The organism is Mesocryomonas lacus, from assembly GCF_055730105.2.
In genome coordinates, this window is sequence record NZ_JBUZWF020000001.1 from 649,360 (window position 1) to 664,155 (window position 14,796).

17 protein-coding genes are annotated in these 14,796 nt (G+C 62.7%); all 17 read left to right on the forward strand.

Annotated elements, in window-relative coordinates; genetic code table 11:
- The first annotated feature begins 224 nt into the window (after nucleotides 1-224).
- The 17 genes from ACZLZQ_RS02905 (at nucleotide 225) to ACZLZQ_RS02985 (ending at nucleotide 14,793) form a co-directional block, all read left to right on the forward strand.
- The gene (locus tag ACZLZQ_RS02905; protein WP_472948069.1) at nucleotides 225-797 is read left to right on the forward strand and encodes a winged helix-turn-helix domain-containing protein; all 573 of its coding nucleotides are present in this window, start codon (nucleotides 225-227) and stop codon (nucleotides 795-797) included.
- On the forward strand, nucleotides 794-1,168 hold the full coding sequence (locus tag ACZLZQ_RS02910) for a hypothetical protein (RefSeq protein WP_472948070.1): 375 nt from the start codon (nucleotides 794-796) through the stop codon (nucleotides 1,166-1,168). The genes ACZLZQ_RS02905 and ACZLZQ_RS02910 overlap by 4 nt, the downstream gene beginning before the upstream one ends.
- Nucleotides 1,165-1,560, forward strand: coding sequence for a hypothetical protein (locus ACZLZQ_RS02915; protein ID WP_472948071.1), 396 nt, complete (start codon nucleotides 1,165-1,167; stop codon nucleotides 1,558-1,560). Before ACZLZQ_RS02910 ends, ACZLZQ_RS02915 begins: the two co-directional genes overlap by 4 nt.
- Nucleotides 1,557-4,082 carry a DNA methyltransferase gene (locus ACZLZQ_RS02920; protein ID WP_472948072.1) on the forward strand — a complete coding sequence of 842 codons (2,526 nt, stop codon included), beginning with the start codon at nucleotides 1,557-1,559 and terminating at the stop codon, nucleotides 4,080-4,082. The genes ACZLZQ_RS02915 and ACZLZQ_RS02920 overlap by 4 nt, the downstream gene beginning before the upstream one ends.
- Entirely contained in the window at nucleotides 4,079-4,264 is a 186-nt protein-coding gene (locus ACZLZQ_RS02925; RefSeq protein WP_472948073.1) for a hypothetical protein, read from the forward strand. Before ACZLZQ_RS02920 ends, ACZLZQ_RS02925 begins: the two co-directional genes overlap by 4 nt.
- Before the next feature lie 5 nt (nucleotides 4,265-4,269).
- Nucleotides 4,270-4,485, forward strand: coding sequence for a hypothetical protein (locus tag ACZLZQ_RS02930; protein WP_472948074.1), 216 nt, complete (start codon nucleotides 4,270-4,272; stop codon nucleotides 4,483-4,485).
- On the forward strand, nucleotides 4,482-5,303 hold the full coding sequence (locus ACZLZQ_RS02935) for a DNA cytosine methyltransferase (protein WP_472948075.1): 822 nt from the start codon (nucleotides 4,482-4,484) through the stop codon (nucleotides 5,301-5,303). Before ACZLZQ_RS02930 ends, ACZLZQ_RS02935 begins: the two co-directional genes overlap by 4 nt.
- Nucleotides 5,300-6,118: a phosphoadenosine phosphosulfate reductase domain-containing protein gene (locus ACZLZQ_RS02940; RefSeq protein ID WP_472948076.1), complete on the forward strand. Its 819-nt coding sequence runs from the start codon at nucleotides 5,300-5,302 to the stop codon at nucleotides 6,116-6,118. Before ACZLZQ_RS02935 ends, ACZLZQ_RS02940 begins: the two co-directional genes overlap by 4 nt.
- Nucleotides 6,115-7,110, forward strand: coding sequence for a helix-turn-helix domain-containing protein (locus tag ACZLZQ_RS02945; RefSeq protein WP_472948077.1), 996 nt, complete (start codon nucleotides 6,115-6,117; stop codon nucleotides 7,108-7,110). The genes ACZLZQ_RS02940 and ACZLZQ_RS02945 overlap by 4 nt, the downstream gene beginning before the upstream one ends.
- Nucleotides 7,094-7,651, forward strand: coding sequence for a hypothetical protein (locus ACZLZQ_RS02950; RefSeq protein ID WP_472948078.1), 558 nt, complete (start codon nucleotides 7,094-7,096; stop codon nucleotides 7,649-7,651). The genes ACZLZQ_RS02945 and ACZLZQ_RS02950 overlap by 17 nt, the downstream gene beginning before the upstream one ends.
- 140 nt (nucleotides 7,652-7,791) lie before the next feature.
- The gene (locus ACZLZQ_RS02955; RefSeq protein ID WP_472948079.1) at nucleotides 7,792-8,463 is read left to right on the forward strand and encodes a hypothetical protein; all 672 of its coding nucleotides are present in this window, start codon (nucleotides 7,792-7,794) and stop codon (nucleotides 8,461-8,463) included.
- Nucleotides 8,464-8,732: 269 nt separating this feature from the next.
- Nucleotides 8,733-8,918: a plasmid mobilization protein gene (locus ACZLZQ_RS02960; protein WP_472948080.1), complete on the forward strand. Its 186-nt coding sequence runs from the start codon at nucleotides 8,733-8,735 to the stop codon at nucleotides 8,916-8,918.
- Nucleotides 8,918-10,615 (forward strand): DUF262 domain-containing protein, encoded by a 1,698-nt coding sequence (locus ACZLZQ_RS02965; RefSeq protein ID WP_472948081.1) that lies wholly within the window; start codon nucleotides 8,918-8,920, stop codon nucleotides 10,613-10,615. Before ACZLZQ_RS02960 ends, ACZLZQ_RS02965 begins: the two co-directional genes overlap by 1 nt.
- Before the next feature lie 363 nt (nucleotides 10,616-10,978).
- Nucleotides 10,979-11,284, forward strand: coding sequence for a hypothetical protein (locus ACZLZQ_RS02970; RefSeq protein ID WP_472948082.1), 306 nt, complete (start codon nucleotides 10,979-10,981; stop codon nucleotides 11,282-11,284).
- Between the two features lie 72 nt (nucleotides 11,285-11,356).
- On the forward strand, nucleotides 11,357-11,944 hold the full coding sequence (locus ACZLZQ_RS02975; RefSeq protein ID WP_472948084.1) for a hypothetical protein: 588 nt from the start codon (nucleotides 11,357-11,359) through the stop codon (nucleotides 11,942-11,944).
- 490 nt (nucleotides 11,945-12,434) lie between these two features.
- Nucleotides 12,435-12,836 (forward strand): hypothetical protein, encoded by a 402-nt coding sequence (locus ACZLZQ_RS02980; RefSeq protein ID WP_472948086.1) that lies wholly within the window; start codon nucleotides 12,435-12,437, stop codon nucleotides 12,834-12,836.
- Nucleotides 12,796-14,793, forward strand: coding sequence for a phage terminase large subunit family protein (locus ACZLZQ_RS02985; RefSeq protein WP_472948087.1), 1,998 nt, complete (start codon nucleotides 12,796-12,798; stop codon nucleotides 14,791-14,793). The genes ACZLZQ_RS02980 and ACZLZQ_RS02985 overlap by 41 nt, the downstream gene beginning before the upstream one ends.
- The last annotated feature ends 3 nt before the right edge of the window (nucleotides 14,794-14,796 follow it).

A 14,796-nucleotide genomic window follows, 5' to 3' on the forward strand; every position in this document is an offset into this window, starting at 1 on the left:
CCCGCCCTTTTCTTCCCTCAACCGTGAAAGGTCGCCGATGGACACGTTCCGGCGAGACGCCACCCCTTTGCCTGCCGAAAGGACGATCTCCGCAGCGCGCGGCGAGCTCGACCAGGTCGCGGACGGCTGCGTCGCAGCGCGGCGCCTCGCCGGCTATATGCTTCGGTGCCGGGATATCCCGTTTGGGATAGACGTCACCTCTCTGTGGGATACACGAGGTTTTTATGGCGAGGCGTGAAGCTGTCTTCGCCGCCGACGGGTGCCCATGCTGCGGCGGCGATATCTCGCCAGCCGACATCCACATCGACGAGGCCCGCGGCCGGATTGTCCACCGCGGCGTGGCACTGCAGATGACACCGCAGCAAATGCGCCTTTTCAGCGTCCTCTGGTCCGCTTTCCCCAGGGTAGTGACACGCGAGGCGATGCTGGCGGCGGTGACCGACCCGGCCGACCCCGACCATGGCCCCGGCATGGCGGTGATCTCAGTGATGGTCCACCACATCCGCCCGCGGCTCGCCACCATCGGCATGTCGATCGAGTGCGCGATCGGCGTCGGCTACGCGCTGGCCCTCGACGAAGAGGCGCGCGCCGCTCGGACCGATAGCAACACCTCGGCGATCGCCCGCATCTCACCGCAGGACCTGCTGCGCGTCGCCGTTCTGGTCGGCCAGCGCCTGCCCGCCGCCGAGATCACGCGTCGCACCGGCCTCAGCTATCGCGCGCTGAATGCTGTGGTGGCCGCCATCGACGCCGGCGGTCAGCGCCCGGCTGCCGGCGGCCGGAGTGCGGCTGCATGAACGGGTTGCTCGCCACTCGGATCGAACTTTCCAAGCGCGCCGACCTCGAGCTCGATGCGCAGCTGCTGGAATGGCTCTCGACGCTGCCAGAGATCGGCCAGAAGGAAATGTGGCTCCGGCACTCCTATGGCCTCATCGGCAACCTCACCGGCGCCGAGCGGCTGCTCGCCGATCTCTTCCCCTTCGCCACCTGGTTCGTCGCCTCCCTTCCCGAAAACGGGACGCTCGTGATGGAAGCCGGGATCCTGCCCGTCGCCACGTCGACCCTCTTCAAGGCCCGCGGCCCCGTCGCAGCCAACGTCCTGATCGCCGCCATCCTGCGCGCGCACCTCGCCGTGCGCGTCCATCATCACGAGGAGCAATCTGCATGAGGGACGTCGTCACCAGCCATGCCGTCATCCGGTGGCTCGAGCGCATTAAAGGCGTGACGCCGGAGATGATCCGCGCGCGCCTTCCCGCCAATCCCTCCGACAACCGTATCGCGTCTGAGGGTTGCCGGATGCTTGGCCTCACCGTTCGCCAGGCGGAGCTGCTCATTTGCCCGCCGTCGGTGCTCTCTGCCGTCCGCATGGGTGCGAAGACCGTCTTCACTGGCACGTTCACACTCTGCTGCCGCGAAGGGACCATCACGACGGTCATCGCCGGGCGGGCGAAGCCGGTCGTCGGTCACAAGCCGGGCGTCAGCAAGTTCCACATGGATCGGCGAGAAGCGCGGCGGGTCCGCACGGATCTTCGCGGCATGATGGCGGGAGCGGAGGCATGAACGCCTACACCTCCTTCCTCGAAGACAAGAAGCGCATCGCGCCGAAGCTCGGCTTCGAGCTCCATCCGTCGGATTTCCACCCCCGGCTCAAGGACCATCAGCGCGCGATCGCCCGCTGGGGCGTTGCCGGTGGCCGACGCGCGTACTTCACAAGCTTCGGCCTCGGCAAGACCGGCATCCAGTTGGAGACCGTCGACAAGGTTCTTGCGAACCTGCCGGCGGATGCGGTCGGCCTGATCATGATGCCGCTCGGCGTGCGGCAGGAGTTCACCCGCGAGGCTGCGGCGCTCGGCCTCGAGGTCCGCTTCATCCGCTCGGCCGCCGAGATCGATCCCGGCTGCCGGATCTACATGACGAACTACGAGACGGTGCGCGACGGCCGGCTCGACCCGAAGCTCTTTGCTGTCGTCAGCCTCGACGAAGCGTCGGTGCTGCGGTCCTACGGGTCGAAGACCTACCAGACGTTCCTGACCATCTTCCGCGACGTGCCGTTCCGCTTCGTCGCCACCGCCACGCCATCGCCGAACCGGCTGAAGGAGCTGATCCACTATGCCGGCTTCCTCGGCGTGATGGACACCGGCGAGGCGCTGACGCGCTTCTTCCAGCGAAACAGTGAGAAGGCCAACGACCTCACCCTCTATCCGCACAAGGAGCGCGAGTTCTGGCTATGGGTGAACACCTGGGCGGTTTTCCTGCAGAAGCCCTCCGACCTCGGCTTCTCCGACGAGGGCTACACGCTGCCGGCGCTCGACGTTCGCTACCACGAGGTCGAGACGGCGCTGTTCGACGGCAGCTTCGACCGCGACGGCCAGGGCGCGCTGATCCGCGACAACAAGGTCGACCTCGCCGGCGCCGCGCGGGAGAAGCGCGAGACCCTGCCGCTGCGCATCGCCAAGATGCGCGAGGTCGTCGACGAAGCCCCGGCCGACCACTTCATCGTCTGGCACGACCTCGAGGACGAGCGCCGCGCCATCCAGCGCGCGCTGCCGGAGGCGGTGGCGATCTTCGGAACGCAGGATCTAGACGAGCGCGAGCAGGCGATCATCGACTTCTCCGACGGCGCCTTCCGGATCCTCGCCGCCAAGCCGGTCATTGCTGGCTCCGGCTGCAACTTCCAGCGCCACTGCCACCGCGCCGTGTTCCTCGGCATCGGCTTCAAGTTCAACGATTTCATCCAGTCCATCCACCGCGTCCAGCGCTTCGGCCAGGACCGGCCCGTGCGCATCGACATCGTGCACGGCGAGAGCGAGCGCGAGGTGCTGCGCACCCTTCGCCGGAAATGGACCCAGCACGAGGAGATGGTGGAGACCATGAGCGAGATCATCCGGCATTACGGGCTTGAGCAGCTGAACATGGCGAACGAGATGCTGCGAGCCCTCGGCATCGAGCGCCATGAGGCGGCCGGCGCGATGTGGCGCGTCGCCAACAACGATTGCGTAGACGAGACCCGGTCGATGGCGGACAACTCGGTCGACCTGATCGTGACCTCGATCCCCTTCGCCAATCACTACGAATACACGCCGAGCTACAACGACTTCGGCCACACCGACAACAATGACCACTTCTGGCAGCAGATGGACTTCCTGACGCCGGAGCTCGTGCGCGTGCTGCGGCCCGGCCGGATCGCGGCGCTGCACACCAAGGACCGTATCAACTTCGGATCAGTCACGGGCCACGGCCGGCCGACGGTCTCGCCCTTCCACGCCGAGGGCATATTCCACGGCCTGAAGCACGGCCTGCAGTATCTCGGCATGATCACGGTGGTGACCGACGTCGTCTTCGAGAACAACGGCACCTACCGCCTGTCCTACGGCGAGATGCTCAAGGACTCGACCAAGATGGGCGTCGGCTCGCCCGAATACGTCCTCCTGTTCTCGAAGCCGCAGACGGACCGATCGCGGGGCTATGCCGACACACCGGTGGTGAAGACGCGCGAGGAATACTCGCTGGCGCGCTGGCAGATCGACGCGCACGCTTTCTGGCGATCCTCGGGCGACCGGCTGATGACCGCGGCCGAGCTGGCGCGCCTACCGACTAAGCTCTTGGTGAAGGCCTTCACCGATCGCAGCCTGCAGGGGGTCTATGATTTCGCCGAGCACGTGGCGATCGGCGAGACGCTCGAGGAGAAGCACGTCCTCCCCGTCACGTTCATGAGCCTGGCGCCGGGCTCCGCTGACCCGAACGTCTGGCACGACATCAACCGCATGCGCACGCTTAACGGCGAGCAGGCGGCGAAGGGACGCGAGAAGCACATCTGCCCCTTACAGTTCGACATCGTCGACCGGCTGATCGAGCGCTACTCGATGCGCGGTGAGACGGTCTACGATCCCTTCGGCGGCCTCTTCACCGTGCCCTACCGCGCCATCGGCCTCGGCCGGCGCGGCGTCTCGGTCGAACTCAACGGCGGCTACTTCCGCGATGGAGTGCGGCACCTAGAGGCACAGGAGGCGAAGCTCGCCGTACCAACGCTGTTCCAGCTGATGCACGCGCCGGCCGCTGTGCCACAGGGAGCGGCCGCATGACAGCGCCTTCTTCGCTCGCCCTCCTCGCAGCCACCTTGGTCATCGCCACGAGCGCCCTGCTTTTCGGCATCTGCCTGCCCTCAGATCCAGATGCCCGCGCTAGCGCCTACCGCATCGGCCTCAGCATGATGACGGTCGGGGCGTTCGGCTTCATCGCATTCTTCGTCGCGGTCGCGGGATGAGCGCGGTGGATCTCTTCGATCTCGAGTCACCGGCGGCACCGTCGCTGCGCGTGCCGCCAAAGCCTGCCGTTGCCGTCGAAGCATCGGGCGAGCCGCTGTGCCCATGTGGCGCGGCCGCTCGCTGGGGCTTTGGCTTCAGCGTCCTGCAGGGAACCCGCGGCGTCCGCCGTTGCGGCGCCTGCGCCATCGCCGAAGGCAGAATGTCGAAGGGAAAGCTATGAAACTCGGCTCCGTCACCTCCGGCATCGAGCGCGCGTACTACAATGAGGTCGATCCCTATGCTGCGGACTGGCTACGCAACCTCATCGCCGCGGGTCACATCGCGCCGGGCGATGTCGACGAGCGCTCAATTGTCGATGTTCGACCTTCCGATCTGGAAGGGTATCGGCAGTGCCACTTCTTCGCTGGCATCGGCGTTTGGTCCGCTGCCCTCCGAGGCGCTGGTTGGCCCGACAATCGCCCCGCATGGACCGGCTCCTGCCCCTGCCAGCCCCACTCCGCCGCAGCGTCCGATCGAAAGCTTGGTTTCGCCGACGCGCGCGACCTCTGGCCCACACAGTTTGCGCTCATCCAGGCCGTCCGGCCTGACGTGTTCTTTGGCGAGCAAGTTGACGACAGTGCTTTGTGGATCGATCGAACGGCGTCTGATCTGGAAGGTTCGGGTTATGCCTTCGGGGCGATCGATCTACCGGCTTGTGCCGCAGGCGCGCCCCACGACCGAATGCGGACTTTTTATGTGGCCCACGCCGACTGTTCAGGACGCGGAGAACCGCGCAGGTCCGTCGCAATGGCGCCGCAACAGTTTCCCACTGAACGTTCAGGCGGTGGCCCATTCTATGGCGACCACAGAACGTCCGGCGAACTTGGCCGAGCTAGGCGATCTGAACCCTCAATTTGTCTGCTGGCTCATGGGTCTGCCGCCCGAGTGGGACGCCTGCGCGCCTACGGCAACGCGATCAACCTCGAAGCGGCCAAAGCCTTCGTAGCTGCTTTCGCCGATGCACTTCCGAAGGGGACAAATCGCGAGGTCGCGGAATGATCCGACCCATCTCCGATCTTATAGCCAGCAGCCGCACCGTCCTAGACGCCGCGATCACCAAATTCAGCCCGACGCATATTGTCTCAATGGTTAGCGGCGGGAAGGACAGCGCAGCGTCCGATCAAGTCGCGCGCGAGCTGGGCGCCGCAGTCAACCTCGTGATCCACGGTAACACCCAGTGCGGTATTGCCGAGACGACGGACTTTGTCCGCAAGACGTACAGCAAGCTGGGCGATTATGCGGAGGCGGACGCCGGCACAGCCTATGAAGACTACGTGCTGCGGAAGGGCTTTTTCGGCAGCGGCCAAGGGGCACACGGCTTCGCATATCGCATCCTGAAGGCGACGCCGTTCCGCAAGACGATATCCCGCGAAATCCGACACGGCAGAACAGGCGTCCGTATCCTGCTTCTGAACGGCGCACGAAAGGACGAGAGCGAAAACCGCGAGAAGCATCTGAAGGTTTGGCGGCAGGATCCGGCCTCGCCTGGAAACATCTGGGTGAGCCTGATCTTCGACTGGAGCCAAGCGGAACGGGACTTCTACCTTTCCAGCAGGGGTACGCCCATCAACCCGGTCGCGACGCAGCTTTGTCGATCTGGCGAGTGCATGTGCGGCACGATGCAGACGAAGAGCGAGCGACACGAGGCCGCCGCCCTTTATCCCGAGTGGGGCAGATGGCTGGATGCTCTTGAGGCTGAAGCTCGACAGATACACGGCTTCGGTTGGGGCGAGAGCTACTCCGATCGTCCAGATCCAAGACAGCTGAACCTCTTCCAACCTATGTGCGTCGGGTGCGCGCGGAGGACAGCGTGAGCGACTGGGGAAAGGTCCCTCGGGACGTCTTTATGGACGGCCGGCTGACGCGGCAGGATATTCGCGTGTTCGGCATCCTGTGCGCCCATGCCAACGGCAAGACCGGCATCTGCACGCGCCGGCAGGATGCCATCGCGCAAGAGATCGGTGCCAGCCGGGAGGGCGTGAACCGATCGCTGAAGAAGCTCGTCTCACTCGGCTACGTCGCCACCAAGGCTCGGGCGGGAATGAAGCGCAGCCTCGAATACCGGGTGATGATCGGCGAGGGCACGGCCGGCCAGATGACGCTGTTCGACGTGCAGGATGCGCCCCGGCTTGCCAAGCCCAAGGCGAAGGCAGGTGACCGGAAGATCACATCTGTTGTGACGCCAGAGGCCACATCTGTTGTGACATCGGAGGTCACAGCTATAGAACAGACCCCCGTTAACAGGACCGAGCCTGACGGCTCGGCACAGCTGCGCGGGCCGGGCAAGCGGGCGGACCTGAACGAACGGCCGAAAGCGGCCAACGACCACCATACCAGCGAGCCGGATGCCGTTCCGAGCGCTGTTCCGGTTCCGACCTCACGATGCGACCTCTCAGTTCTCGCCGGCCGGCTCCGCGATGCGGCGGGCTCGGCGATCAACGAGGCGCATCCGGCCTTCATCGTCCTTTCGGAGCCGCTGGGCTGGCTGGCGAACGGCTGCGATCTCGATTTCGACGTGCTGCCGACCATTGCAGGCCTAGCCGCACGGCCGCGGAGCTCGCCGATCCGGGCGTGGTCCTATTTCGCGCCGGCCGTGCTGCAGGCGCGCGACCGGCGCCGCGCCGCGGCGGGGCCGCTGACGGATGTCAGCCCCTCGCCGGCCGGCGGCGGCGGTAGCATCCCCAACATCGTCCAGCTTCGCCCGAGAGGATCTCAACATGACGGCACTCCAAGCCCCCAGCCCGGTAGCCGCTTCCGTTCAGCCTTCGCCCGCCGAGTTGATCCTCGGCATGGCGAAGACACTTGAGGACAGGGTAGAACGCCTGCGGCCCGGCCACTGCCGGTACCGCCGCGGCGATGCGCCGACGGCCGACGAACGCGAGGCCGCGCAGCAGGCGATCGACCGGATCGACCGTACCCTCGACACGCTGGTGACGCCGTCGCGCATCGAACAGGCCGCCGAGCAGCTATACGCTGCGATGAAATCGCGCCGCGACGACTTTGACCCGAACGCGCTGGCCGACGCCTTCCTGATCGCGCTCGACGGGCGGCTGCAGGCGGCGGTGACGGAAGCGGTGCGGCGGATCCTGCGCGGCGAGGCGGAGGGCATGTCCCGGACCTTTGTGCCGACCAGCGCCGAGCTCTCCGCCCTTGCGCTTCAGATCGAAGGGGAGTGGCGCTTCGCGCGATGCCGCCTTGCCCGCGTTCTGGCGATTGAGGACATGCCGGACGAGCCGGCGCGCGTACCGCTGTCGCCCGAGCAGCTGGCGCTGCTGCAGCGTCGCCTCGCAATGTCCGCAACCCGGCGCACGGCCGGCAACCGCGGGATCGTGACAGAAGGCGCATAGCTGCCCTGTGCTGCCACTAAAGTCAGGCGGAACAACTTCATTCCATGCCTTGTGAAACCGTTGCAGAATGCTGAAAAGATTGGCATATATCCAGCTGCATTGACTGAACGGGCCGACCCTGTGCAGAGGAGCGGCCAAGCATGCCGGATACCGAAATCCCGACCATCGGGACATCGCCATCTCAAGACAAAAACGGCAGGTCGAATCTCGACGAGGCATCGCGTGAAACCCGTGTCGCCGGACCCTCCTTCCCCAAGCGCGCACCGTCGCGCGCGGTGAAGCTTCCGCCACCAGTCCATCTGGCCGGCGCGCAGATCGATCTCCGCTTCGCCGAGGTCGACAACCCGTATTTCAGTCGTGACCATGCCGAGAACCTCGGCAACCCAAAACGGGTGCAGGCGGCGCGCAATTCAAACGAGAGCCCACTCGTGCGATTAGAAATGCTTGGGAGCATCGACGCCGCACAGGCTGCCGCTGGCCATAAGTTCCGCGCCTTGGTCGAGAGGCTGATGGCCGGGCAGGCTTCACCTTCCGCCATCAGGGAGCATGTCGATGGCGGCTCCGCATCCGACGTCTTCACCGAGGGCCGGATGCGCGCCTCTCTGCAGCTCCGTAAGGCGGCTGAGGCGATGACGCATGTAGAATTCTACGTCCTGCATTTTGTCTGCGGCGAAGGCAGGTCGTTGAACGAGCTGCATCGGCGCCTGAATATGCGCAAGGGCACCGTGCGCGCGATCCTTCTTGCGGGCCTCGACCATCTCGCCGAGATCTGGAACCTAAGCCCAGCGAACGATCATGCCCGTCGGCGGTGACCCGCAGAAAATAGCATGCGCCGACGCAATCGAAGACATCGCCGCCGCCATCATGCGGCTCACGATTTCTCGACATGACCCAGATAGATTCTTTGAGGACCGATCAGAGCTTGCTCACAAGCTACGTCTTGAAGCCGTACGGCTTCGAAGCACAAACGCGAGTTGCCGCACGCGCTTATAAAGCCGACCTAGTGTGGCTACAAAAAATGGAGCGCTTGCTATAGTGGACACATTGTGGCTACAGTATCCTCCTTTGGGAACACGCGCGTATGAAAACTGAGATGACCCGCTTTCGCCTTCAACCAGAGGAGCGGGAAGCGTTTGAAGAAGCCGCGCGTCTTTCAGGATTGCCACTTTCCGCTTGGATTCGAGAACGTCTACGGCGAGCTGCTCGGATTGAGCTCGAAGATGCCGGAATTCCAATTGCATTCGTCAAGGCTCAGAAGGGCATCTAATGGACGAGACCAATACTGGACTAAATTTTGATGAGCGCGGGCTTGCCAGCGCCTTGGCGCATCGAATTCTGCGTGTGCCACTCAATCAACGTTCTTACGCTTGGACAGCAGACGAGGTTCAAACCCTACTGAACGACTTATACCGCGCCTTTGATGATGGAGATCAGATATATTTTCTGGGCACGATAGTTTTGACACGTGGCAGCAACAAAAGCTGGGAAGTTGCTGATGGACAACAACGCCTTGCAACCACTTCGATTCTTATTGCAGCCGTAAGGGACTATTTGCTTGAGCTCGGAGATGTCGATGGAGCCAAGAAGTATCAGTCGACATATCTTTTGGATTATGACGTAAGAAGAAAAGACTCAACTCCGAAGCTGTATCTCAACTATGAAGATCATGAGTTTTTTGTCAGTCAAATTTTGAAGCCATCGAATGAGCGGACTTCTTTTGAAGGGCAATCATTTGAGTCCCACCTAAGGTTACAGGAAGCCACGCGCCTAGCGTCTGCACACGTTAGGAAGATTGTTGCGGCACTACCGAACGAAGAGAAGGCTCACCGCTTATACGATTGGATCGACTTTCTTAATGACAATGCCAAAATCATTATGATTATGGTTTCCGGTAAAGTTGGCAATGCGTTCAAGATGTTCGAAACCTTGAACGCCAGAGGCATGGAGGCATCCAAGACCGATATTTTAAAAAACTACTTGTTTGATCATGCGAAAGAACGCCTGGCAGATGTGCACCCTCGCTGGATAAGCATGATTACAACAATCGAAGGAGTTGGGGAGGATGATCTCTTGATGAGGTTTATTCGTCACTTCTGGGTTTCGCAGCATGGGCCTACAACAGAAAGGGAACTGGGCAGCGCCATCGAGCGCGTAGTTCGCACAGAGAGACAAGCCGTCGATTTCATCGGCCAGCTAGCATCAAATGCCTCTGACTATGTGGCGCTACTCACTCCGCGAGACCACGCTCGCTGGAATGCTATGGGCAGAACTGGGAAGAGTGCGCTTTTCACAATTAGTAGGGAGCTAGGTGGTGAGCAGATAAGACCGCTTATGCTTGCGGTTGCGCGTCACTTTTCTACTGCCGAGGCGGAGAAGGCCTTCGTAAAGATGGTGTCTTGGTCGGTCCGCTTTCTTATCGCCGGCGGTGGCGGCGGTGGTGTACTGGACAGAAGCTATGGGCTTAGAGCGAGAGATGTTACGCGGGGCGAGATCACAACAGCGAAACAGCTGAGGGAACGCATGACGGAGGTGGTGCCTAACGACACCGCATTTAGACGCGCCTTTGCCAGCGCTTCTGTTCGGAAAACCAACTTGGCGCGATATTATCTCCGAGCACTGGAAACGCATGCAAAGGGCGAAAAAGAACCTCAGCTTTTGCCAAACGAAGACACCTCAGCGGTCAACCTCGAGCACATACTTCCGATCAACCCGGGTGCCGGCTGGGCTCTACCAGAGGAAGTTGCATCAGCATATTACCGTAGACTGGGAAATATGGTGCTGCTCAATGCTCGGAAAAACGTCGAGGTCGGAAATTCTTCCTTTGTGGTGAAGCGACATACCTTTGCTGAAAGCCCCTTTGTCTTGACGAGTAAACTGGCGGAATATGCCAGCTGGGGGCCAGGAGAAATTGAGAGGCGGCAGAACGAGCTCGCCGAATATGCTCCGGCTGTTTGGGCACTTTAATCAATAGGTGCTCTTGACAACGGGAACCGCTTATAACCATAAGCAAGCAAGGTCGGAAGTTGCGCTTAACAGCGCCTCCGGCCTTTTTCGTGAGCTTTTCCCAGATCTGGTCTAGGCCTTTGCCCTCAGACCGCTCTAGCTTGCCCGGGCGAATGGGTCGCCCTGGTGAGACTGTCGGCCCGCCAGCGATGCACCAGGGAGAGACGGATCCTGCACCGATCCTGTCTCTCCCATCCGCCGCCGTGAGCCACCAGATTCCGCAGTGCAGTTCGAACGCCGGTTCTGTCATCGAGATGCGTCGAACGGCTGATGCGTCATCCGCCCCGGCGGCACCGGGCCACCTCTTACGACAAGGACGCTGACATGAAGACATTCGGACTTCGATCATTCCTGTTGGGCTGCATAGCCCTCTGCTCGCTCGCCTTTTTCTACTCGTCGCCGGCCGCGGCTAGCGAGTTTCGCCTCGACCATGGCACTGGGTTCTCGCGCGTCGTCGATATGCTTTCCCCGGTCATGGTGCTTTCCGACGTCGCTCTGATGCCGGCCGTGCCGAGTACGGATGAACCGGACCTACAGCAGATCAGCGGTACCGGACCTCTGGCGCCGGTTTATGTGCTGTCACATCGGACCGGTGGCGCAATCTTTCGCGACTATCATCGGCGTTGCTAAAGCCGCGCCGAGGCCTCTGCGCCGGACGGCGCAGGGGTCCTCCGTCCATCGCTATACGAGAGGCCGACGCTGATGCCGCTGACCGTCACCATCCGAGGCAGCGGCCTTCCTCGGTTCGAAGATGCGGTCGAAGCCCTCGGCTCCCGCGAAAAGGCGCAACGCGCCTACCGACGTTCCCTCAACGAAGCTGGACGCGACACGACGGCGCCGACTTACCGAGCGCTCGCATCGCAGACTGGCCTGAAGATCTCGACCGCCAAGCGAGCACTGCGCCCGCAGAAGGCGACTATGTCGAACCTCGAATTCAAATTGCACGGCCGCGGTGGCGATATCGGCCTGAAGTACTTTGGCGCTCGCGAGACGAAGGCGGGCGTCAGCGCAGCGCCATTCGGCAAGCGCGGTGCGTTCCCGACATCCTTCATCAAGGGTGGTCACTGGGGCAACCGGAAGACGTTGCCGTTCAATGGTACGGTCTTCTGGCCTGCCACCTCGTCACCAGAGTGGGGCCGCAAGTTCGTCAAGGTGAAGAGTGGTGTGCGCATCCCCGTCGAGATGGTGAAGGGGATCACCTCAAGCACCTTCGATCGGGTCGGCCTGACCAAGCTCAATGCCAAGATAGAGAGGCACATCCGTCTCATCACCAAGGGCGTGCTGTCCTGATCGACCTGTGCAAACGGGTCACATAGCAGGCCACCCATATCATATGGCATGCACACGATGTGTCTTTTCGGCAACACACCCCCCCGGTTTAGGGACCGTCCGGGGCACCCTCAGCCCCACGGAGGCAGGGCCGCGGATCGTCCGCAGGTGCAGGCTCGGAAAAGGTGTCCGCACTCGTTCTGGAGTGCCTGCACTGCAGGGGTTTCAGGGGGTCGCATCGTTGGTCCGGCGTTCGAACGGCCCGTCTGAAAACTTCTTGCGGAATTCAGGTAGATTTTGAGCGCCAAACGGAGCCCGTAATATGCCGCAAGGCCTTTCAATTAGGGAGTTTGCGCGGCGCGACGGCTGCAATGAGAAGCTGGTCCGGCGGAAGCTCACATCAGGGCATCTGAAGGCTTTCGAAGACGGCTCCGTCGACCCTGCACTGGTAGGTTCGAACTGGCGATCGCGGGTGCGGACACCTGGTGCGGACAGTGCGGACAAGCCGCAGGTGTCCGCACCCGGTGTCCGCACCGAGGCAGATGATCCCGAGAGCATTGGAGAGATCGCCGAGCGCATCCTGCACGACGCGCTTGGAGATGGTCAGCCGCTCCTGTCGAAGGCCGGCGCGGAGCAGCTGAAGGAGAACTACATCGCGCTGCTGCGGCAGCTTCAGTACGACCGCGAGAGCGGCGCGGTCGCCGAGATCGACGAGATCACCACTGCGGTCGCGGCCGAATATCAGCTCGTGAAGAACCGCTTGTTCAACATCGGCGCGCGTGTCGCGCCCCGCTGCGCGATGCTGAAGTCGGCCGAAGAGATCAAGGCCATGATCGACGGCGAGGTCACGCTGGCCCTTCAGGAGCTGACGCTTGATCAAGGCGGCCGCGGCCAACGCGCCGCCGACACATAAGAGGTACCAGTCCGGCGCGCGCGAGCTGCGCGCCAAGCTCCGCCAGGCGCGTCGCGCCGCACTGAAACCTCCCGAGCCGCTGTCGCTTAGCGAGTGGGCCGACCGGCATGCCTACCTGTCGGCGGAGACCAGCGCTGACGCGGGAAAGTTCAAGGCCTTCGGCTACCAGAACGGCATCATGGATGCCGTGACGGATCCGACCGTCGGCATGATCACCGTGATGAAGTCGGCGCGCGTCGGCTACACCAAGATCTTGGATCATGTCGTCGGATATTTCCTCGCCCATGATCCGGCGCCGATCCTCGTCGTGCAGCCGCGCGTCGAGGACAGCGAAGACTACAGTCGCACCGAGCTTGCGCCAATGCTCCGTGACACGCCGGTGCTCAAGGCGATCGCCGGCGACGAGAAGTCGAGAGATTCTGGTCAGAGGATCCTGAAGCGGACGTTTCGCAATGGCGCCTCGGTCTCGCTGGTCGGTGCCAACGCGCCCGGCGGCTTTAGGCGCATCACAGCGCGCATCGTCGCTTTCGACGAGGTCGACGGATATCCTGAAGGCGGCGCCGGCGACGATGGCGACCAGATCCGGCTCGGCATCAAGCGGTCCGAAAGCTTCTGGAATCGCCGGATCATTCTCGGATCGACACCCCTCGTCGACGGCCGGAGCAGGATCCAGAAGTCGTTCAAGACGAGCGACCAGCGTTACTACCATGTGCCTTGTCCGCACTGCAGCGCCCGCCAGGTCCTTAAGTGGGAAAACCTGCAGTGGGACCGGGATGACGAGGGCCAGCATCTCCCGGAGACGGCCTATTTTCGCTGCGAAGCGAAAGGCTGTCGGATCGAGGAGCACGACAAGCCGGCAATGATCGATGCCGGGGTCTGGGTGGCGTCAGCTCCCTTCAACGGGCATGCAGGCTTCCACATCTGGACGGCCTATTCGCTGTTTCCAAACGCCGCGTGGGGCAAGCTCGCTGCCGAGTGGCTGGAGGTCTACCGCGATCCTCTGCAGCGCAAGAGCTTCCACAATCTCACGCTCGGGCTGCCGTATGCTGAGACTGTCGAGGTCGCTGATCCGGATCGATTGAAGGCCAGATGCGAAATGTACAATCACGAGACGCTGCCGGAAGGCGCGCGCCTCGTGACCTTCGGCGCGGACACGCAAGACGATCGGATCGAGGTGACCTTCGTCGCTTGGGGACTGGATCAAGAGAGCTGGATCGCCCGGCACGAGGTCATTCCGGGCGATACCTCGAAGCCATACGTCTGGAAGCTCCTTGACGAGATGATCGTCAAGCCGCTCGAGACAGACGACGGCCGCAAGCTGTTCCCGCAGGCCGGCTGTATCGATTCCGGCGGCCACCGATCTCAGATGGTCTACGAGTTCTGCAGGACCCGAAAGCGCCGGCGGATCTATGCGGTTCGCGGTCAGGCTAACCTCAACCCAGCGAAGCCGGCGATGATCTGGCCGAAGACAGCGTCCCGGACCGGCGGCGGCGACAAGCCATACACGATCGGCGTCGACACGGCGAAAGACGATCTGTCGGCGCGCTTGGCAATCGTCCCACATCCCGATGCACCGACGGCACGGGCGATCCACTTCCCTGCGGTCGGCCTCAGCGCCGACTATTTCGAGCAGCTCACCGCCGAGCACGCGGTGACCACGTTCGTGAACAATCGCCCCCGGCGCGCCTGGAAGCCGAAGACGATCGGCCGGCGCAATGAGGCATGGGATTGCCTCGTCTACAATCTGGCCGCTCGGCTCTCGCTGCCGACGAAGCTCGAAACCGTGAAACCGGCTCGGCGTGCGGCTGCCAAACCGAAAGAAACGGAAATGGCGAACGACGGTGCTGATCCGAAACCAGAACCGCAGGAAACGCCGGCCGTCGTCCCCGATCCGCCGCCTCCGAAGCCGATAACCAAGCCGCTGAAGAAGCGGTCCAGCTGGAACACCTACCGTTAGGAT